Source organism: Actinomadura rudentiformis (assembly GCF_008923185.1).
GTDB lineage: Bacteria > Actinomycetota > Actinomycetes > Streptosporangiales > Streptosporangiaceae > Spirillospora > Spirillospora rudentiformis.
The window spans coordinates 49,565-69,414 of the sequence record NZ_WBMT01000034.1 but is presented as its reverse complement, the minus strand read 5'-3'; the positions used below and the strand labels follow the sequence as shown (position 1 = coordinate 69,414).

The following is a 19,850-nucleotide window of genomic DNA, read 5'->3' as shown; positions in this document are numbered from 1 at the left end:
ACCACAAGGAGCAACGATGAAGTACGCGATGCTGATCTTCGGCGACGACCGCGAGTGGGCCGCGCTGTCCCCGGCCGACGAGCAGGACGCGATGAAGCTGGTCTACGCGTGGTACGAGCGGTGGCAGCCGACCGGCAAGATCGCTGACGGCGGCGCTGAGCTGCAGCCCCGGGACACGGCCAGGAGCGTGCGCGCCGACGCGAACGGCCAGCCGATGATCACCGACGGGCCGTACCTGGAACTCAAGGAGGTCATCGGCGCGGTCGTCATGCTGGAGTGCGACGACATCGAGGAGGCCGCGCGGATCGCGGCCACCTGGCCACTCACCGCCGGGATGAGCGGGCTGGAGGTCCGTCCGGTGATGAGCCGCGAATAGCGGTGACGCTGGGCGCCGGTCTCACAGCCGGCGCCTTAGCTCACCCACCCGACGCGACATCAGCTCCCGTTCGGCCGGGTTCGTCGCCAGTTCCAGAGCCTGCTCCGCCGCCGTCAGCGCCTCGGCCGGCCGGTCGAGCGTGGCCAGCAGGTCGGCCCGGGCGGCGTGCCATAGGTGGTAACCGGCAAGCCGGTCCCCGAGCGCGTCGACCTCGTCCAGCGCCGGGGCCGGGCCCACCGCGAACCGCGTGGCCACTGCCCGGTTCAGCAGCACCACCGGCGACGGGTCCAACGCGTACAGCCGGTCATACATCGCCCGCACGTCGGCCCAGTTGGTGGCCTCGTAGGAGGGGGCCAGGGCATGGAGCGCGGCGATGCCGGCCTGCAGCTGGTACGGCCCGGTCCGGCCCTGGCGCACCGCCGCCCGCAGCCGCAGCGCCGCACGTTCGATCGCTGCCTTGTCCCACAACCGCCGGTCCTGCTGGTCGAGCAGCACGATGCGGCCCCACGAGTCGAACCGCGCGGCGGCGCGGGCGTGATGCAGCTCCAGCAACGTGGCCAGGCCGGCGGCCTCCGGCTCACGGGGCAGCAGCGCGGCGAGCTGGCAGGCCAGCTCGACCCCCTCGCGGGCCAGCTCGCGACGCTGGGCGGACCGGCCACTGGACAGATACCCCTCGTTGAACACCAGGTAGATCACCGCCAGCACGGCCGGTAGCCGGTCGGCGTACTCATGCGGCTGTGGCACCTCGAACCGGATGCCGCGCTCCCGCAGCTGGCGCTTGGCCCGGGAAAGCCGCTGCGCCATCGTCGGCAGCGGCACCAGGAACGCGGCGGCGATCTCAGCCGTGCTCAGGCCGCTGGCGGCGTACAGTGTCAGCGCGACCCGGGCCGGCTCGGCGAGGTCTGGGTGGCAGCACGCGAAAAGCATGGCCAGCCGATCGTCCACGCCCGGTTCCGGCGGCGGTTCCGCGGCCACCTGTGCCACCTTCTCGCGACCGACGGCGTCGCGGCGCAGCCGGTCCAGCGCCTTGCGCCAGCCCGTGGTGACCAGCCAACCGGTGGGGCTCTCCGGCACACCCTCGTCGGGCCAGCGCTTGAGCGCCTCGGCCAGCGCGTCCGACAGCGCCTCTTCGGCCCGGTCGAAGTCGCCGAGCCGCCGGCTGAGCGCACCGAGCATGCTGGCCGCGTCCGTCCGCCAAATCCGGTCCAACAGTTCTGCCACGTCAACCACCACACCAGGGTGCTATACCTGCGGGACCGATGCGCCCTTCCCGCCGCGCGAGCGCCAAGACGGGAGGCCAGCCCTCATCGACTTCTCCGGTGGCCAAGCCAGCAGCCGACGCTGCGGCCGTCGACGGACAGTACGTCCGGAACTGACCGCCGCCGAAGTCAGGCTTTGGGGTACTGCGCCTTTGTGCGGGCGATCCAGGGGTGGGCGCCTAGGTGGGTGAACGTGGCGTGAGCGGCTTGTAGGTGGGGGGTGGCTTCGGGCGCGCGGTCGTGGCGGGCCAGCCACTCGGCGTAGAGGAGTTGGGTGCGGGCTTGCTGGAACGGTTGGTCGTTCGAGGCGTGGTGTTTGAGGGCTGTTTCGTAATGCGCGGCTGCTTCGAGGCCGGGGGTTGTCAGGGCTCGGCAGCGGGCGGCTATGGCGGATGACCAGGGGCGGGCTATCACGTCCGTCCAGGAGAGTAGGTCGGGGAGTGTTTTGGTGGCTGGAGCTCCGGCTCTGGCGGAGGCTTCCATCAGGTCTACGGCGGCGTACATGGCGATGATGGGGTGGGAGGGGGTGCCTGATTGGAGGTTTTCCAGGTGCTCTACGGCGGAGTCGTAGCGGCCGAGGGTGAGATCTAGGACGCCCAGGGCCCAGGTGGCCAGGGCGGGGGTCGTGGCCACTCCGTGGTGGTCGCCGTAGGCGATGGCGCGGGCGGCCAGGGCGGTGCAGCGCTCCTCGTCGCCTTGGACGGCGGACAGCCAGGCGATCAGGGCGCCCAGGTGCGCGGTGCGGTGGGGCTGGTCGAGGTCCCGGCTGATCCGGTGGCCTTCGGTGGCGGCGGCCAGGGCCTGCGGGTGGCGGTCGCGGAGGAGGCCGGCCTGCGCCTGGATCGCCAGAGCTCCGGGGAGGAGGCCGATCATGCCCCGTTCGCGGGCCTGGGTGACGACGGAGGCGGCGAGATCGTGGGCGCGTGCGTCGTCGGCCGCGATCAGGGCGAGGGACGCGGCCAGGAGGCGTTCCTGGGGGCGGCCGGTGGGGAGCGCCTGGAGCTTGTCGTTGAGGCCGGCCGCGGCCGTGTGGTCGCCGCCGAGGATGTCGGCCAGGGAGGTGAGCGCGCCGAACATCGGGTTGCGGGGGAGGGGCAGCCGGTTCAGGTCGGCGGCGGCGTCGCGGGCGAGGGCGGGGTCGGAGGCGAACGAGGCGTTGCGGATCGCGGCGGCGAGCATGAGGGCGGCGGTGCCCGGGTCGGACGTCTCGATCAGCTTCGCGCCCTCGGTGAGGATGCGGCCGGCTGTGGCGGGGGAGCCCAGCTCGAACTCGACGGCTGAACGTATGCGTGCCAGGCGGGCCAGGGCCTTCTCGTCCGTGGTGAGGGCGGAGGCCTTGTCGGCCAGGCCGCCGGCGTTGCGGAGCTGGCCCGCTTCGATGGCCGCCTCGGCGGCCAGAGAGAATCGGCGGGCGCGTGGTGGACCGCTGGAGCTCAGCTCGGCGGCGCGGATGTAGGCGGAGACGGCAGCGGCGTAGCCCGCGCGGCTTCGGGCTTTCTCGGCTACGCGTTCCATGGCCAGGGCGATGTCCTCGCGGGGACCCGTCGCGGAGGCGGCCAGGTGCCAGGTGCGGCGTTCGGTCGTGTCGCCTGCCAGGGCCTCGGCTATGGCGTGGTGGGTCTCCAGGCGGCGGCCGTGGGCCGCGCTCTGGTAGACGGCCGATCTGATCAGCGGGTGGCAGAACTCCGCCTTGTTGTTGTCGAGGGTGAGGAGGCCGGCGGCTTCGGCGTGCTTCAGATCCTGGAGTTCGGCGTGGACTCCCAGCTGGCGGACGGCTCGTACGGCCAGTTCGATGTCGCCGGTGTCGTCGGCGGCCAGGACCAGGAGGAGAGCCTGCGTGGCCTCGGGCAGCGCCCTGGCGTGGTGGTGGAAGGTCTCGATCAGCCGGTCGGTCAGGGGCAAGGTCTCGGCTGGATGGGGCGGCAGGGTTCGGGTGGTCTTGGCCAGCTCCGCCAGGGCGAGGGGGTTCCCCAGGGCGTCCTTCAGGATGCGGTCGCGGATCTCTGAGGGGAGGGACGGAGCGTGTTCTTTGAGCAGCGCCGCCGCGTCCGCGGGCCTCAGGCGGGACAGGGTGAGCTCGGGGATTCCCGCGTCGGCGAAGGGCCGCGGGACCTCGCGCGTCGAAATGAGGATCGCGACCGGGGCGTCACGTGACCTCCTCGCGGCGAAGAGGAGCGCGTCCACGGAGGGCTGGTCCAGCCATTCGAGGTTGTCGATCAGGCACAGGACCGGTGTCTCGGCCGCGAGCGTGGTGAGCAGGCTGGACGTGGCCAGCCCGATCAGGAAACGGTCGCGGGTCGTCGCCTCCTCCATGCCGAACGCGCCGCGAAGCGCGGCCGCCTGGAGAGCCGGGAGTGCGCCCAGCCGGTCGAGCACGGGCAGCAGGAGCTGGTGGAGGGCGGCGAACGGGAGCTCGACCTCGGTCTCGACGCCGATGACCTGGAGTACGCGCATGCCGGTGGCGGCCCGTTCGGCGTACGAGAGGAGCGCGGTCTTGCCGATGCCGGGCTCGCCTCGCAGGACCAGCGCTCCACCCGTGCCGCCCGAAGCGCCGGCGAGGAGCCGGTCGACGGCCCGGAGCTCGCGCGACCTGCCCGTCAGGGGGGTTGCGACCATGGGGCCAGTCTGGTTCATGACGGGTGGCGGGGCAGGGGTTACCTGCTGGTAGAGTCCGGATGGCGGATCAGTTGCTCCATGCAACTCGGCTGCTCCGAGGTATCCCCCCGAAAGGAACGCGTCTTGCGTGCGGATCTCCACGAGCCCTTCACCGACGGGCGCGACAAGCTCTTCGCCGACTTCTTCAACAACGACGAGTCGTACTTCGGGTCCCTGATAGGGCTGAAGGTCGAAGAGGTCCGCGTGGACTACGCCCGGATGCGGCTGCCGTACCGGCCACGCCTCAACCAGCCCGCCGGGGTGGTGCACGGGGGTGCGATCGCCACGCTCATCGACACCGTGGTGGTCCCGGCGATCGGCGGGGTGTACGAGCAGATACCGATCATGCTGACGATCGACATGCAGCTGCGGTACCTGAGCGCGGCCCGCGAGACCGACCTGATCGCCGAGGGCTGGATCACCAGGCGCGGCAAGTCGACGGTCTTCTGCCAGGCGGAGGTGCGCGGCGAGGACGGCGAGGTCGTGGCCGAGGGCTGGCATGTCTACCGCGTCATCCTCCCGAAGGACTGATCGGAAGGGCACCCGCGGGGCGGGGCACCCGCTGGGCGGGTGCCCCCGAGTCCTAGTCGCTCCCGGCGCCGAGGGCGGTCAGTTCGCGGACGGGTTCGTGGATCTCGCTGAATCCGCCGTCCACGTTCATCACGATCCGGCCAGTCTCGCGGCCGTGCTCGGCCTCCCGCCGTTCCCTGGACGTGAGAAAGAGGCAGATCTGCTGGGTGAGCGCGAACGCGAGGACGGGGCCAACGAAGACCGCGACCCGGAAGAACCACGTCACCGCGAATAGCGACAGATGGAAGTTGTACGCGATCTGGTCGTTGGCTGCGGCGGCCCACAGCAGGCCGTAGAACGTGATGCCCGCCGCGCCCACGGCCGTCCGGGTCGCCGCGTCACGCGGTCGGTCCAGGAAGTGGTGGATGTCGCGGTCGCCGCTGAGCCTGCGTTCCAGCGCCGGGTAGGCCGCGAGGACGGTGAAGAACGCGCCGGGGACGATGAGCGCGGGCACCAGGACGGCGAGCGTGAGCGGATGCCCTGCCACGCCGAACTCCCAGCCGGGCATGATCCGGATCGCGCCGTCCAGGAAGCCCATGTACCAGCCGGGCACCGCCCCGGCGGTGATGTCGCCCGGCTTGTACGGCCCGAATTGCCAGATCGGGTTGATCTGCGCGACCGTGCCGAGGAGCGTCAGGACCCCGCAGGTCGCGAGGAACATCGCCACTGACGTGGCCCTCGGGGCGGCCATGTGAGCGGTCTGGAACGTGGTGAGGCGGCGCGCCGGCATCCGGAAGCGCGTGTGGCCGTGCCGCCGGACCAGGCGGCGGCGCAGCGCGAACAGCCCGATCGCCAATGCCGGGATGGCCAGCACGTGCAGCCAGTAGAACCGCGGGATGATGTCGTCGCCCGGGAACTCCCCGCCGAAGAGCAGGCCCATCAGGTCGGTACCGAAGACCGGGATCGACTGCGTCACGCCTTGGATGAGCCCGAGGCTGCCACCCGACAACATGTCGTCCGGCAGGATCGTCCCGGTCACGCCCGCGGCCATGCCGAGCACGAGCAGACCCACCCAGATCAGCCAGTTCAGCCCTCGGGGGCGCCGGTAAGCGCCCGTGAAGAACATCCGCAGCAGCTGGAGGGTGATCGCGGCGATGAAGACGAGTGCCGCCCAGTGGTGGATCTGCCTCATGAGCAGCCCGCCGCGTACCTCGAAGCTGAGGTCGAGCGTCGACTCGTACGCCTCGCTCACCTGGACGCCGCGCAACGGCGCATACGAGCCGTCGTAGGTGACCGCCTTCGTGCTCGGCTCGAAGAACACGGTCAGGAACGCGCCGGTCACCAGGAGCACCACGAACGCGTACACCGCGATCTCCCCGAAGAGGAACGACCAGTGGTCCCTCGCCCGCGCACGCCGTGACGACGCGGGCGCCGCCGGTGTGCGCATGCGCTCCTTCAGACCGTTCAGTGCCCGCTGGGCCGGGGTCTTCTGCTTGTGCATCGGTCACATTCCTTCGTCGAAGGTCCGTCACCCACAAGACGTCGCGAGGGTGATCGGATGTGACGCGCGAAGGGGCCCTCAGGGGTGTGATCCGCGACGCATCCGGGCCGGGCGGCCTCCGGCTGACCCGGTCCAGAAGTCGATCTCCTGCACCGCTGGAACGAACACATCATAGAACTCACAGGTCACAGCCTTGCCGGTGAGCCCTGGAGCACCCCCGCGCGCTGCGCTGCAAGACCCCATCATCGGATCGGTTTCCACGGTCCAGGCCATTCATTGGGCGCTGAGAATCTCAGTAAAGTTGGCACAAGACTTCTTTCATCGGCCTTTCATGTCGCTGGGGCACGCTGGCGTCCGATGGCGCACTGAACGAGGGGGCCGACATGAACGAACGGCATGATGATCTTCACGACCGCGGGCTCGCGTTCGACCTGGCGCGGCTGCGGCAACTCGACCGGTTCCGGCAGCCAGACCGGCTGCGGCAGCTGGACCGGCGGGCGGCGCTCGGCATGCTCGGCGGCGCGGTGCTGATCGGCGCCGTGGGCTGCGCTGATGATGGCGGGAGCGGTGGTGGCAGCGGATCGAGAACGAGTGCCACGGCCGGCACCACGACCACCGCCGCCACCGGGGGCGGGGAGATTCCCGACGAGACCGCAGGGCCGTTCCCCGGGGACGGCACGAACGGGCCGAACGCCCTCACGGAGAGCGGCATCGTGCGCCGCGACATCCGGTCGAGTTTCGGATCCAGCGCGAGCCGGACGGTCGCTCAGGGCGTGCCACTGACGATCGAGCTCACCGTCACCGACAATGGCACCGCCTCCAAGGGGGCGGCGGTTTATGTGTGGCACTGCGACCGCGACGGCAACTACTCGATGTACTCCGAGGCCGTTACCAAGGAGAACTACCTGCGCGGCGTTCAGGCGGCCGACGCGAGCGGCGTGGTGCGCTTCGTCAGCATCTTCCCCGCCGCATACTCGGGCCGCTGGCCGCATATCCATTTCGAGGTCTTCAGCAGCCTTGCCGAGGCCACACGCGGGTCGAAGAGCGTCAAGACATCGCAGCTCGCCTTTCCCGAGGACACCTGCAAGGCGGTGTACGCGACCTCCGGATATTCGGAGAGCGTGAGCACGATGGCCCGCACGTCGCTGGAGGACGACATGGTCTTCGGTGACGGCCATGACTCCCAGATGGCGACCATGACCGGCAATGTCAGCGGTGGCCTCAACGCCAAGCTGGCCGTGCGTCTCTAGCGATTCCCCTGTAAGGAGTGGCATCAATTGCCAGCAGGGCTGAGTCCTGCTGGCAATTTGTGCTGATTATCCGGTCGCCCGAAGTGGTTTGGTCCGCCACCTGGGGTGGTTGGCGCGGGCCGTTTTCCGGACTTTTCGAGAGGCCTTGCCCCGGTGTGACGGGGCGGTTACCTTCAATCAAATTCATAGGAAACCTTCCTATTGGATCAGTCGTCTCGGGGTTCGGGGGAGTTCCGCGTTCCGTCCACCTGGCCCTTGGAGCGATCTTGCACCGCCTCCTCACCCTCCTCGCCGTCCCCCTCCTCCTGTTCTCCCTGGCGGTCCCCGGCTCCTACGGAGCCGTGACCGCAGGGGGCGCCGCGGCCGCGGCGCCGACCGCGACCTTCACGAAGACCTCCGAATGGGGCTCCGGGTACGAGGGCAAGTACACGATCACCAACGGCTCCGGAAGCGCGAGCTCCTCCTGGCGGGTGGAGTTCGACCTCCCAGCCGGGACCAGCCTCGGCACCTACTGGGACGCGCTGCTCACCACCTCCGGGCAGCACGCCGCGTTCCGCAACCGCGAGTACAACGGCACGATCGCGCCTGGCGCGTCCGTCTCGTTCGGCTTCGTCGCCGGCGGCTCCGGAACGCCGCAGAACTGCACTCTCAGTGGCGCGTCCTGCACCGGTGAGGACCCCGGCACGCCAGGTGCGCCCGGCGCGCCGGGGACGCCCGCCGTGACGGCGCGGACCAACTCCTCGCTGACGCTCTCATGGTCGGCGGCGAGCGGCACCGTCACCGGCTATCGCGTCTATGAGGGCACGAGCCTGCGTTCGACCGTCACGGGCACGACCGCGACCGTGTCCGGACTGGCGTCCTGCTCGACGCACACCTACACGGTCAAGGCCTACAACACCGCCGGCGAGTCGGCCGCGAGCGCGCCGGCCACCGGCACCACCAGCGGCTGCGCGACCGGTCCGCTGCCCAAGCACTTCCTGACCGGCTACTGGCACAACTTCGTCAACGCGGCGACCGAGCTGCGGCTCGCGGACGCCAACGCCGAGTACGACCTTGTCGCGATCGCGTTCGGCGAGGCGACCACGACGCCGGGCCAGGTCGTCTTCGGCGTCGATCCCGGTCTGTCGAGCGCGCTCGGCGGTTACACGGACGCGCAGTTCAAAGCCGACGTCCAGACGCTCCACAGCCGCGGCAAGAAGGTCATCCTCTCGGTCGGCGGCGAGCGCGGGGCGATCCAAGTGAGCAGCCCGGCGGCCGCGACGGCGTTCGCGAACAGCGTGTACGGGCTGATGCAGGGCTACGGCTTCGACGGTGTCGACATCGACCTGGAGAACGGCCTCAACCCGACCTACATGGCCCAGGCCCTGCGCGAACTGCGCGCCAGGGCGGGCGCGGGCCTGATCATCACGATGGCGCCGCAGACGATCGACATGCAGTCCACGAGCGGCTCGTACTTCCAGCTCGCGCTGAACATCAAGGACATCCTCACCGTCGTCCACATGCAGTACTACAACTCGGGCTCGATGCTCGGCTGCGACCAGCAGGTGTACGGCCAGGGCACGATCAACTTCCTCACGGCGCTGGCGTGCATCCAGTTGGAGAACGGGCTGCGGCCCGACCAGGTCTCCCTGGGGCTCCCGGCCGGCGCTGGCGCCGCGGGAGGCGGTGTCGTCGCGCCGTCGGTCGTCACGAACGCCCTCAACTGCCTCGCCCGCGGGACCAACTGCGGATCGTTCAAGCCGCCACGGACGTATCCGGACATCCGCGGCGCGATGACGTGGTCCGTCAACTGGGATGTCGCCAACGGCGGCGGCTTCGCCCGCACCGTCGGCCCGTTCCTCGACACCCTTCCCTAGGCGAGGAACACCCTGAAATCCGCAATGCCCTCCCCTGAAATCGCTCCCCGCTCCAGACAGGAGGCCTCATGCGAACCAGATCCAAGGTCGCTCTGGTGACCGCCACCCTGCCCGTCTCCGCCATCGTCGCCGTCGTGCTCCCCGCAGCCCCGGCCAGCGCCCACGGCACCATGTCCGACCCGCCGAGCCGGGTGTACGTCTGCAAGCAGGAAGGCCCCGAGAACCCCAAGTCCAACGCGTGCAAGGCGGCCGTCGCCGCCGGCGGCACCCAGGCGTTCTACGACTGGAACGAGGTCTCCCTCCTCGAAGCGGGCGGCCGCCATCGGCAGCTCATCCCCGACGGCAAGCTGTGCAGCGCGGGCCGGGAGAAATACCGTGGCCTCGACCTCGTCCGCACCGACTGGCCCGCCAAGCGCATCTCCGCGGGGCCGCTCAGGCTGACCTACCACGCGAGCGCCCCGCACGCGAACAGCAACTTCGAGTTCTACATCACCCGCGCCGGCTGGAGCCCGTCGCAGCCGCTCCGCTGGTCGGACCTGGTGCACATCCAGACGTTCAACAACCAGAACCCCACCACGTTCACCAACTGGACGATCAACATCCCGAGCCGGACCGGCCGCCACCTGATCTACTCGATCTGGCAGCGCGTGGTGGGCAGCAACGAGGCGTTCTACACCTGCTCCGACGTCGACTTCGGCGGCGGCAACGAGCCCGCCCCACCGCCCAGCACGCCACCGCCGAACACCCCGCCACCCGCCACACCGCCGCCGAGCGGCACCGGCACCTGGACCGCCAGCACCGCCTACAGGGCCGGCGACCAGGTCACCTACCAGGGCACCACCTACCGCTGCCTGCAACCGCACACGGCGATCTCCGGCTGGGAGCCGCCGAACACCCCCGCCCTCTGGCAGGCAGCCTGAAAACCCGCTCCGGTGCCGGGCCCGCCGACCGCCCCCCTGCGGGCCCGGCGCCGGGGCGACTCACCAAGGACTCAGATGAAACGAGGCCTCAAGAGAATCGCGATCTGCGTCGCCCTGGCCCTGCCCCCGGGCGCCCTTCTGCTCAACAGCTGCGGCGACCACACCCCGCCGGGCACGTTCAACTCGGCTGACGTGATGTTCCTGCAGATGATGGTGCCGCACCACGGCCAAGGCGTCCGCATCGCTCGGCTCGCCCGTGACCGCGCCGCCCGCCCCGACGTCCGTCCGGACGTCCGCACGCTCGCCGCCGCGATCGAAACGACCCAGATCAGCGAGATCAGGTCGATGGCCGGCTGGCTGCGCTCGTGGCGGCGGCCGCCCACCGCCCCGGCGGGGTCCCACAGCGCGCACGGCGGCATGCCGATGACCAGCGAGGCCGCCATCGAACACCTCGGCAAGACCACCGGTGCCGCGTTCGAACGAGACTTCCTCAACATGCTGATCGCCCACCAGGACGACGCCCTCCAGATGGCCCGTCGCGAGGTCGCCGCGGGCACCAACCCGGAGGCCAAGGGCCTCGCTGACCGCGTGGCCCGCTCCCGCGCGGCCCAGATCGACCAGATGCTCACCCTCCTCCGCCGCTAGCCTCGTCCATTCCGGCCTCGTTGCCGGTCTCGAAGGGCGACGGGTTGGGCGGAGGGAGACCGGGCACGCCCATGAGCTCCATCAGATGCCGCAGCACCCGGTCGTTGTGCAGCATCAGGTCGAAGGCGTCCATCTTGTCGTACGCCCTGGCCGTGCTGACCACATGGTCGGCGAGTTCCTTGGCCTGGGTCCGGCGATCCTGGGTCATCTTCCGGACGATCTCGTCGACGGACTCGGGATTGTCGGCCAGGGCGACGGCGTACGGCGTGAGCCAGTCGTTCCGGCCGCTCTGCAGGAACTCGTGCCACAGTTCCCGGCGTTCGCCGAACTGCAACGCCAGCAGCCTGGCGAGCTCGTGCCGGTTCGTCTCCTCCTGCCGCCTGCTCCAGGCCTCGCGCTGGGCCTTGCGCACCGGCTTGTCGAGCCGGAGCACGGTCCGGTGCTCGATCGGGCGGGCGTCGCCATCGGCCCCGGCCGCCGAGACGAACGCCAGCCGGGTGCCGTTGAACACCTCGCCGATCGCCAGGTGGACGCGGGCCTCGGCGTCGCCCGCCTCGAACGGCGGGAAGAGCCGGGACACGCCGCGGACGCGGGCGACGAGCCGTTCGAGCAGCGCGGTCCGGTTGTCGAGGGCGCGGCCGACGAGCACCTCGGGGTACGCCCGGCCGGTGACGCACCAGGTGAAGGGCACACTGATGGAGAACTCGTAGCCGTCGCCCATCGCGGGGACCTTGAAGTCGAACGTGTCCGGCCAGTGGACGGCGCGGGACTCGTCTCCGGTCCGGCGAAGCCACCTCCACAGCCGGGTACCTGCCGCCGGATGGAGCTGGACCTTCTGGACGGGGCCGTGATGGGTGCAGGCCGTTTTCAGGGTGCTCATGCTGACGACTCCTTCGAAGGGGTGGTGGGGGCGAGCCCGTAGAAACGCAGCCGTGGACGCAGGGCCGGCTCGGCATAGAGGTGGGTTCGCAGGTCCGCGAAGTCGACCCCTGCCTTGGCCCACTCGCGAAGGGCGTTCCACGGTTCGTGGCCGCAGGAACGTGACGTCAGGACGCGGAGCCAGAGTTCGCCCACGGTGGCTGGATCCTCCGCGTACTGGGCCAGCACTGCTGGTCGTTCGGTGTAGGGAAGCAGAGCGATCCGCGCCAGCGCGCCTGCCACGAGCTGGCGCAGCAACGGCTTCGGAGACCTGCTCCAGACCAGGAGCTCACGCAGAACCGTGCTGGGGGCGTCCCTGAAGAGCTCCACCACGCTGTCCCGAACGGCATGACGAAGGACGAGAGGATCGCGCCACGCGAGAGCGTAGAGCGCCCGCAGGGCCTCGTCGGCGGCCTCCGCGCCGAGCAGTGTGCCGAACAGGCGCACGGCGGTCGACCGTAGCCGGAAGTTACGTTCCTTGGCCCACTCCCAGGCGAGCCGCGCGACGCGGGGATGCCTGGACGGGTATGCGGCTGCGATCGCCTCAAGGGCCCATGCGGCGGCCATGTGCAACGCCTCGGAGCTGCTCTCGGACCAGTTTCGAATGCACTCCTTGTAGACGAACTCGAAGTCGTACCTGGCGAACCACGCGATCGCTTGGGCCACCTTCAACCGCGTGACCGGATCGCCGGCCTCGTTTTCCGCCAGACCCGTCAGCCATTCGAGCAAGGCCTTGTGGGCGACGACATAGTCGAGCCAGACCGCGTCCAGCACGGCCGGGGCGAATCCCGCGCGGAAGGAGAGGGTCCGGTCGACCTCCTGGACGACGTACGACCGTTCCTCGCCGGCGTGACCGAGCCAGTCGTCGAGCATGTCGGCGAACGGCAGCAGCCCGAGCCGGGCGCGCTTGCCCTGCTTCTCCACCTTGAACAGCAGTTTGGCGAGGTCGTAGGCCGCCCGGCAGACCTGCACGGTCGGCAGGCCGTCCAGCACCGCGCCCGCGATCACGAAGGCGCGGCGGCCGAGATCCTTCTCGTCCTCCTCCTGCCGGAGCACCTTGCGTGCCTCGCGCCGGAGAGGGCCGAGCATCTCGGCGCAGATCTCCCCGACCGTGCGCCCCTTCGGCAGGCCGTTCACGATCGCGAGGGCGAGGTCGCGAGCGTCGCCGGGGCTGGACAGGCGCACCGTGACCTGGTCCGTGATGGCCTGCACGTCGTGCTGCCCGACCGGCAGCCGGTCATGGAGCTGGCGCTTGAGAACGTCCCAGGGGTCGGGCTGCAGGTGTTCCGCGACGAGGCTTGGCAACGCCCGGGTGTCGGAGTCCAGGCCCACCAGGATGACGAGGCGGGCGCCCACCGCCGCGAGCACCTCGCTGCAGCCGAGGATGTCCGCCTCGGTGAGGCGCTTGGTCCACGTGGCTCCGGTCGCGTCGTACAGGTAGCCGTGACCGGGTTGCAGCTTGCTCTTCTCCAGGAGCGCGGGGGACTCCTTGGCGCGGAGGCTGCGGAGTTCGTCCTGACGGTGCGCGAGCGCGGCGAGGGCGGTGGTCTTGCGGCCGGTGCCGGGTGGCCCCTTCAGGACCGCGACGAGGTTGTCGTCAAGGAGACCTATCAGGCATTCCTTGGTGGGGGTTCCGGCGAAGCGGGCGCTGATGTCGCGGTTGCGTTCCGCGGCGACGGGGGAGACGATCCAGCCGTCGCGCCTCTCGCCGGCCATGAAGATGTTCTTGTCGCCTCCGACTTTGTCACCGGTGAACGCGTCGCCGGGACCATAGGCCGCGTTCCGTGAGCTTGCTCCGGCTATGAAGCCGGTTCGCAGCTCACGGAGCTGTTCGGAGAACCGGCGTTGCTCGGCGGCGCTCAGCTTCGCCTCGGGCGGCGTGCGGAGACCGTCGTTCTCGTGCCGCTCCTGCGGGCCGAGTACCTGGCCCTTCGCCTCGACTGCCTCAGTGGCGGCTTCGTCATCAGCCATCGTGGTGGTCCCCGTAGGAGGTGTTCTTGTTGCCGCCGACCTTGTCGCCGGTAAACGCATCGCCCGCTCCGTAGGCGACGTTGACGTGGCCAGCCCTATCGGCGGGTATCGCTGCGGCCGGGGATCGTCCGGCGGGCGGTGGGTCGCCGCCTTCGGTTCCGCTGGACGGGGCGTACGCCGCGAGGGCCTCGATGTTGTGCAGGTTGAAGCGGGGCACGTAGAGATAGGCGGTGTACGACTGTTTCTTCATCTCCACCCGGACTGGCCGGAAGAGCGTCGGCCGGGGCTCGCCAGGGCCCTGGGTGATGTAGTCGCGGTAGATCTCCGACGACACGATCACACCGAGGTCGGCCTCCGAGAGTGCGCCCATCGCGGCGCGCAGCGGCTTGGAATCCCGCAGCCGTGCAGGCTGGACCGCGTGCTGCCCCGGCCAGCCCATCGCGCCGTTCAGATGGACGGGACCTATGTGGACGGCCATCCGCAGACGCAGGCGGCTCCATGCCACATCGTGACGGCGCCGGTTGTACGAGCCGAGCGCGGCGTCCAGTTCGCGGACGAAGGTGTCCATCAGCGGCGTCACGTTCGTTCCGGCAGGAAGGATCGCGTAGACGCCGTCGCCGCCGTGTTGCCGTTCCCAGGCCTGCCGGTTCAGCTCGGCCGAGTCCGCAGCGTCGTCGAGCATCTGGCTCAGCGCGCTCTGCAACGTCCGCTGCTCGGCGTCGTTCCGGCTGCTGTAGTCCTCGATGTCGACCGTGAACAGGACGCGGTACTCGGGAACGGGGTGGTCGTGCATCTTCCCTCCAGGTGATCGGCCTGACGCACAGCGTCGGCGACGACCGGAGGGGTGAAGCCGGATTAATCCGGGTTCGCCGTAACTTGTCCCAAGCGGGACAGATCGGCGAACGTCCGGAGCCCCTCGACGTCGGTGATGATCACTCGCCGCCGGCCCGGGGTCGTGACCAGGCCCATGGAGGTGAGCTCGCGGAGGGCCTTCTGCACGGTCGCCTCCTTGGCGCCGACCAGCCCGCCCAGTTCGGCCTGGGTCAGCGGGATGCCGAGATCGATCCCGTCCGTGCACGGCTGGCCGTGCCGCCCGGCCAGGGCCAGCATCACCCGGGCCAGGCACCGGCTGGTCTCGTATCCGGCGAAGTCGAGGCGCCGCTGATTCGACCATCGCAGGCGTTCGATCGTCATCTGGTTGAGCGTCAGCGCGACGGCCGGATCGTGCTGGAGGAGGTCGACGAAGGCGCCGCCCTTGATCTGGCTCACGACCGCACGGCCGCAGGTGGTCACGGTCGCGGAACGCACCGGCTCGCCGAGGACGGCCATCTCCCCGATGAGGTCACCGCTCACCCGCAACGCGAGCAGGGCCTCAGTCCCGTTCTCCACCCGGGCGCTCACCTTGACCAGCGCGTCGATCAGCAGCCAGACCGACCCGCCGGGCTCGCCCTGCCGCACCAGCTCCCGCTGCGGCGGGACGGGATGGAACCGCCCCAGGCCGAGCAGCCTCGCCCGGCTCTGCTCGCTGAGCCGGCTGAGGAACGTGCCGGCCGGCCATGACCTGCTGGAGCCTGTCCGTTGTCGCACGACCGCCTCCCCGAAGCCGCGATCCCCAGACATACGCCAGCGAACGCCGCGCGTCCATGTCCGTCCAGTCCCCAATCGCCTGACTCGGGATCTTCGCCTTTAAAAGATGATCATACGGGCGCGAAAAGAGGCAATTTATCCCCGCAATTGAAGGCTTCCGTTATCGGAGTCGCGGGTATGAGCAGGGAGACACAATTCTTTCCGTCTCCTGCGGAGTACCTGTGCGCGTTCCCCGGCTCTGTTCGGCTGCCGTCGCGGCGGTCGCCTTTGTTTCCGGCCCCGTCGCCTGCGCCGACAACAAGGAGGCCGCCGAAGTCCACTACGTCGCGCTCGGCGACTCGTACGCGTCGGGCACGGGCGCGGGCGCCTATGAGGCGGGCGCGTGCAAGCGGAGCAGGTACGCCTATCCGCGGCTGTGGGCGGCCCGGCAGACCGTGACGTCCTTCAAATTCATGGCGTGTTCGGGCGCCAGGACGACCGGAGTGCTTGCGAACCAGCTCGGCGTGTTGAGCCCTGCCACGACGCTCGTCACCGTGACGGTGGGCGGCAACGACGCGGGCTTCGGGCGGGTGATGGAGACCTGTGTCCTGCGTTCCGAGAGCGATTGCAGGAAGGCGGTGTCGGATGCAGAGGAATATATGGCGACCACCCTGCCGGATCGGCTCGACGCCCTTTATCGGGCGATCCGCGGCAAAGCGCCGACGGCCCGTGTCGTGGTGCTCGGCTATCCACGGCTCTACAAAATCGTCGATAACTGTGCGGGGATGTCCAGAGGCAAGCGGACCGCGCTGAACCGCGGCGCCGACTCGCTCGTCACCACCGTGGCCGCCGCCGCTTCCAGGGCCCGATTCGTCTTCTCCGACGTAAGGGACGAGTTCGCGGGCCATGAGCTCTGTTCGGGCCACCGCTGGCTGCAAGCGGTCACCATTCCGATCGACGACTCGTACCACCCGACCGCCCGCGGGCACCAGCTCGGCTACCTGCCCGCCCTGGATTCGGCAGACCCGCGCGCCAAGGGCTGAAAACCCAGTCGCGATGCCTTCTCGGCGGTCGAGATCTACTGGCGGCTGAGTGCGCGGGTGATGCCGGCGGCGATAGTGGTGGCGAGGATCCAGCCGGTGATGATGAGGGTGTACGACAGCCACTGGTGGGCGCCCTGAGGCTTGAATGCCTTCTCCTGGCCGAAGTCGATGATCGGGAGGAGGAGGTCGAGGGTGTAGAAAACCGGGTTGAAGTCGGGGGCCTCGCCGGGCTTGAGGGGCTTGGGGTGGTGAAGTCCGTAAGCGACAGAGCCGGTGAGCATCAGGGCGAGAAGCCAGGCGGCGGCGCGCATGGGGCGGTAGCCGTAGCCGACCATTACGTCCTGGAGGTGACCCCAGAGCTTGATCGGCCCTCGTAGCGTGCCGCGACGGCGGCGCTGTTTGGCGAGTTGCACGGTGCGGGCCGCGTCATCGTCGCCTATGCGGCGGTAGGAGAGGGCGAGCTGCTCATAGCTGTGCGGGACGTAGCCGTCCTCTTCGCGTTCCAGGAGCCTCAAGCGTTCTTCTGCGGGTAGATGCGGGTCAAGGGTCCCGTAGGTGAGGCCGTCCAACCGCACGGAGTCGGGCCATGCGTCCGGCGTGATGTGCAGGAGCTCGAACTGCGAACGGCGCAGGGTCACGCGGCCTTCGATAGGGGCCGCTTCGCGGAGCCAGAATTCACCGGCGACGATGCTGCTGGCCCGCAGCACCATGCCTCCGGGGTTGGCGAGCCTGGCGTGCGCGAAGTCCATCTGCCCGGCCACGCGGAGGCCGCGGAGGTTGAGTCGGCCGACCGCATGCAACCGCGTGGCGCTCACGTCGGTGCCGACACTGAGCGTCTTGGCGTAGAGCACGGTGGCGCCGGGATGCCGGAGCACGGCCTCATCGAGGACCAGGCTCCCCGTGATGGATGCGCCGTTCAGCCGGATCTCCCCGTGGACCACGAGCCCGGGCGCGACGACGTCGTTCTCAACGGTGGCGTGGTTGAGCTGGAGTACCTGGTCCTGGGGCGAGTCCGCGTCGCCGATGTGCGCTCCGTCGAGGAACAGTGCCCCTGCGAACCGCGCGCCGCCGAGGCGCAGGCTTTCGGGTATGCGGCAGTTGGAGAAGTGCACTATGCGGGTCACGCTGAGGGCGGTGCCCTCCAAGCTGGGGAAGTAGGAACGTGACAGGCTGAGCTGGCGGATCTCCGCGCCGTAGAGCATCAGCTCGGACTCGAAGTGGCACTCATGGAACCGGATCCCGTACGGGACGTCGGCGTTGTGCAGGTCGAGCGTGCCGGTGACGCGCGCGCCCGTGACCCGGAGCGCGGCGATCTCGCCGTCGGCGGGCTCGCCGCTGAGCAGGAGCCTCCTCAGCACCTCCGCGCGGACGGTCCGTTCCGGGCCCCATGAGCCCCCGTGTTCGGCGTGCTCGTCGCCGGGCCGGCTGAAGTCGGCCGTCTCGCCGCGCGGAAAGGCCCACCACACGCGGCGTTCGGCGGGCGTCAGGTTGGCGATCTCCACGGCCGGGACCTTCTCGTGCGGGGATCACGCTGTCAAGACGTCACCGGGTGGTCGCGCTGCGCGTCGGTGGTGGACGCGCTGTGACGCTGGGGTTCCGGATGCGTGGTCGAACTCAAGTTACCTCTGAGTAGACCGTGGCCCACCGGGTCTGGAACATGTAGAACGTGTTTCACCCGGGTGAAAGTGAGGTAAATCACATGGGTGACGGTACCGCGTGTAGTAGTGGTACAGCGGCCTTCTCGCGCCGCAGATTCATCGCTGGAACTGGTTCTATCCTCGGTGCGACGGCCCTCGGGCTGCGCGCCACTCCGGCCGCGGCTGCGGCCCCGATCGGCAATGGGGCCCACGTCCCGGCGCTCGTGATCGGCACCGGCTACGGCGGCTCGGTGGCCGCACTGCGTCTCGCCCAGGCGGGCGTGGACGTGCACATGATCGAGATGGGCATGGCCTGGGACACCCCGGGCTCCGACGGCAAGATCTTCTGTGCCACGACCGCCCCCGACTACCGGTCCTACTGGCTGCGGACCAAGACCAAGCAGCCGCTCAGCAACTTCCTCGGCTTCCCGATCGACCGGGAGATCCCCAAGTACACCGGGATCCTGGACGCCGAGGACTTCAGCGGCATCACCGTCTACCAGGGCCGCGGCGTCGGCGGCGGCTCGCTCGTCAACGGCGGCATGGCCGTCACGCCCAGGCGCGAGAACTTCGGCGCCGTCCTCCCGTCCGTGAACGCCGACGAGATGTACAACGTCTACTACCCGCGCGCCAACACCGGGCTCGGAGTCGGCACCATCGACCCGGCCTGGTTCGACACGACTGACTGCTACCAGTTCGCACGGGTCGGGCGTAAGCACGCCCAGCGTTCCGGCTTCCCGTTCGTCTTCGTGCCCGACGTGTACGACTGGGACTACATGAAGCGGGAGGCGGCCGGCACGGCCACCAGGTCGGCGCTGGCCGGCGAGATCCTGTACGGCAACAACCACGGCAAGAAGACCCTGCAGCACACGTACCTGGCCCGGGCGAAGGCCACCGGGAGGGTCAACATCTCGCCGCTGCACAGGGTCACCTCGGTCTCCGCGGCGAGCGGTGGCGGCTACACGGTCGTCATCGAGCAGCTCACCACCAGCGGCGGTGTCACCGCCACCAAGACCGTCACCGCGGACCGGGTGTTCTTCGCGGCGGGCAGTGTCGGCACGAGCAAGCTGCTGGTCAAGCTGAAGGCCACTGGAGCCCTGCCCAACCTGAACAGCGAGGTCGGCAAGGGCTGGGGCGACAACGGCAACGTCATGTGCGGCCGCGCCAACCACATGTGGGACCCGACCGGAGCCCTCCAGTCAACGATCCCGTGCTCCGGCATCGACAACTGGGCTGCGGGCGGAGTGTTCGCCGAGGTCGCGCCCTTGCCTACTGGCATCGAGACGTACGCCTCGTTCTACCTGTCCATCACGAAGAACCCGAACCGGGGGCAGTTCTCCTGGAGCGGCGGCAAGGTCGACCTGAACTGGCAGACCGCCTGGAAACAGCCCGCCATCGACATGGCCAAGACGATCTTCGACAAGATCAACTCCAAGGAGGGGACGATCTACCGGACCGACCTCTTCGGCACCTACAAGATCTGGGGTGACCATCTGACGTACCACCCGCTCGGCGGGGCGGTGCTGAACAAGGCCACCGACAACCACGGCCGCCTGCACGGCCACCCGGGCCTGTACGTCATCGACGGCGCCCTGATCCCCGGTAACACCAGCGTCAATCCGTTCGTCACCATCACGGCGCTCGCCGAACGGAACATCGAAAAGATCATCGCGGCCGATCTGCGGCCCTGATCCGATGTGGCAGTCGGCCACGGGCGCGTGTGGCCGACTCTTCCGCGCTCCT

The 19,850-nt window shown here is 69.4% G+C and carries 16 protein-coding genes; 8 read left to right on the top strand and 8 right to left on the bottom strand.

Going from position 1 to position 19,850, the window contains the following annotated elements; translation table 11 throughout:
* The first annotated feature begins 16 nt into the window (after positions 1-16).
* Positions 17-376, top strand: a complete 360-nt coding sequence (locus tag F8566_RS47445; RefSeq protein ID WP_151570685.1) for a YciI family protein — start codon at positions 17-19, stop codon at positions 374-376.
* Between the two features lie 21 nt (positions 377-397).
* Here the strand turns inward: F8566_RS47445 and F8566_RS47440 are convergent, their stop codons facing one another.
* Positions 398-1,597: an RNA polymerase sigma factor gene (locus tag F8566_RS47440; protein ID WP_225994189.1), complete on the bottom strand. Its 1,200-nt coding sequence runs from the start codon at positions 1,595-1,597 to the stop codon at positions 398-400.
* A 167-nt stretch (positions 1,598-1,764) separates the two neighbouring features.
* A complete protein-coding gene (locus tag F8566_RS47435; RefSeq protein WP_192810262.1) occupies positions 1,765-4,251 on the bottom strand; it encodes an ATP-binding protein in 2,487 nt (828 codons plus the stop codon).
* A gap of 123 nt (positions 4,252-4,374) precedes the next feature.
* On the opposite strand from F8566_RS47435, the gene F8566_RS47430 reads away from it, so the two are divergent.
* Positions 4,375-4,821, top strand: a complete 447-nt coding sequence (locus F8566_RS47430) for a PaaI family thioesterase (protein WP_192810261.1) — start codon at positions 4,375-4,377, stop codon at positions 4,819-4,821.
* Between the two features lie 52 nt (positions 4,822-4,873).
* Here the strand turns inward: F8566_RS47430 and qcrB are convergent, their stop codons facing one another.
* Positions 4,874-6,301, bottom strand: coding sequence for a cytochrome bc1 complex cytochrome b subunit (gene qcrB, locus F8566_RS47425; protein WP_151570677.1), 1,428 nt, complete (start codon positions 6,299-6,301; stop codon positions 4,874-4,876).
* Between the two features lie 383 nt (positions 6,302-6,684).
* On the opposite strand from qcrB, the gene F8566_RS47420 reads away from it, so the two are divergent.
* The 4 genes from F8566_RS47420 (at position 6,685) to F8566_RS47405 (ending at position 10,972) form a co-directional block, all read left to right on the top strand.
* Entirely contained in the window at positions 6,685-7,551 is an 867-nt protein-coding gene (locus F8566_RS47420) for an intradiol ring-cleavage dioxygenase (protein WP_151570675.1), read from the top strand.
* Positions 7,552-7,817: 266 nt separating this feature from the next.
* On the top strand, positions 7,818-9,407 hold the full coding sequence (locus F8566_RS47415; RefSeq protein ID WP_225994188.1) for a chitinase: 1,590 nt from the start codon (positions 7,818-7,820) through the stop codon (positions 9,405-9,407).
* Between the two features lie 68 nt (positions 9,408-9,475).
* Positions 9,476-10,327 (top strand): lytic polysaccharide monooxygenase auxiliary activity family 9 protein, encoded by an 852-nt coding sequence (locus tag F8566_RS47410; RefSeq protein WP_151570673.1) that lies wholly within the window; start codon positions 9,476-9,478, stop codon positions 10,325-10,327.
* A gap of 75 nt (positions 10,328-10,402) precedes the next feature.
* Positions 10,403-10,972: a DUF305 domain-containing protein gene (locus tag F8566_RS47405; protein WP_151570671.1), complete on the top strand. Its 570-nt coding sequence runs from the start codon at positions 10,403-10,405 to the stop codon at positions 10,970-10,972.
* On the opposite strand, the gene F8566_RS47400 is transcribed toward F8566_RS47405, so the two are convergent.
* From F8566_RS47400 to F8566_RS47385, 4 genes are all read right to left on the bottom strand, one after another.
* A complete protein-coding gene (locus F8566_RS47400) occupies positions 10,953-11,852 on the bottom strand; it encodes a hypothetical protein (protein ID WP_151570669.1) in 900 nt (299 codons plus the stop codon). The two genes, F8566_RS47405 and F8566_RS47400, sit on opposite strands and share 20 nt — an antisense overlap.
* On the bottom strand, positions 11,849-13,861 hold the full coding sequence (locus F8566_RS47395; protein WP_151570667.1) for a hypothetical protein: 2,013 nt from the start codon (positions 13,859-13,861) through the stop codon (positions 11,849-11,851). The genes F8566_RS47400 and F8566_RS47395 overlap by 4 nt, the downstream gene beginning before the upstream one ends.
* Positions 13,854-14,654: a hypothetical protein gene (locus F8566_RS47390; protein WP_151570665.1), complete on the bottom strand. Its 801-nt coding sequence runs from the start codon at positions 14,652-14,654 to the stop codon at positions 13,854-13,856. The genes F8566_RS47395 and F8566_RS47390 overlap by 8 nt, the downstream gene beginning before the upstream one ends.
* Before the next feature lie 62 nt (positions 14,655-14,716).
* Entirely contained in the window at positions 14,717-15,448 is a 732-nt protein-coding gene (locus tag F8566_RS47385; protein ID WP_225994187.1) for a Crp/Fnr family transcriptional regulator, read from the bottom strand.
* Positions 15,449-15,669: 221 nt separating this feature from the next.
* Here F8566_RS47385 and F8566_RS47380 point away from each other — a divergent pair, with 221 nt between their 5' ends.
* Positions 15,670-16,470 carry an SGNH/GDSL hydrolase family protein gene (locus tag F8566_RS47380; RefSeq protein ID WP_151570661.1) on the top strand — a complete coding sequence of 267 codons (801 nt, stop codon included), beginning with the start codon at positions 15,670-15,672 and terminating at the stop codon, positions 16,468-16,470.
* A 35-nt stretch (positions 16,471-16,505) separates the two neighbouring features.
* Here F8566_RS47380 and F8566_RS47375 read toward each other — a convergent pair whose 3' ends face one another.
* Positions 16,506-17,972 carry a membrane-associated oxidoreductase gene (locus F8566_RS47375; protein ID WP_151570659.1) on the bottom strand — a complete coding sequence of 489 codons (1,467 nt, stop codon included), beginning with the start codon at positions 17,970-17,972 and terminating at the stop codon, positions 16,506-16,508.
* Positions 17,973-18,331: 359 nt separating this feature from the next.
* On the opposite strand from F8566_RS47375, the gene F8566_RS47370 reads away from it, so the two are divergent.
* Entirely contained in the window at positions 18,332-19,798 is a 1,467-nt protein-coding gene (locus tag F8566_RS47370; RefSeq protein ID WP_225994186.1) for a GMC oxidoreductase, read from the top strand.
* The last annotated feature ends 52 nt before the right edge of the window (positions 19,799-19,850 follow it).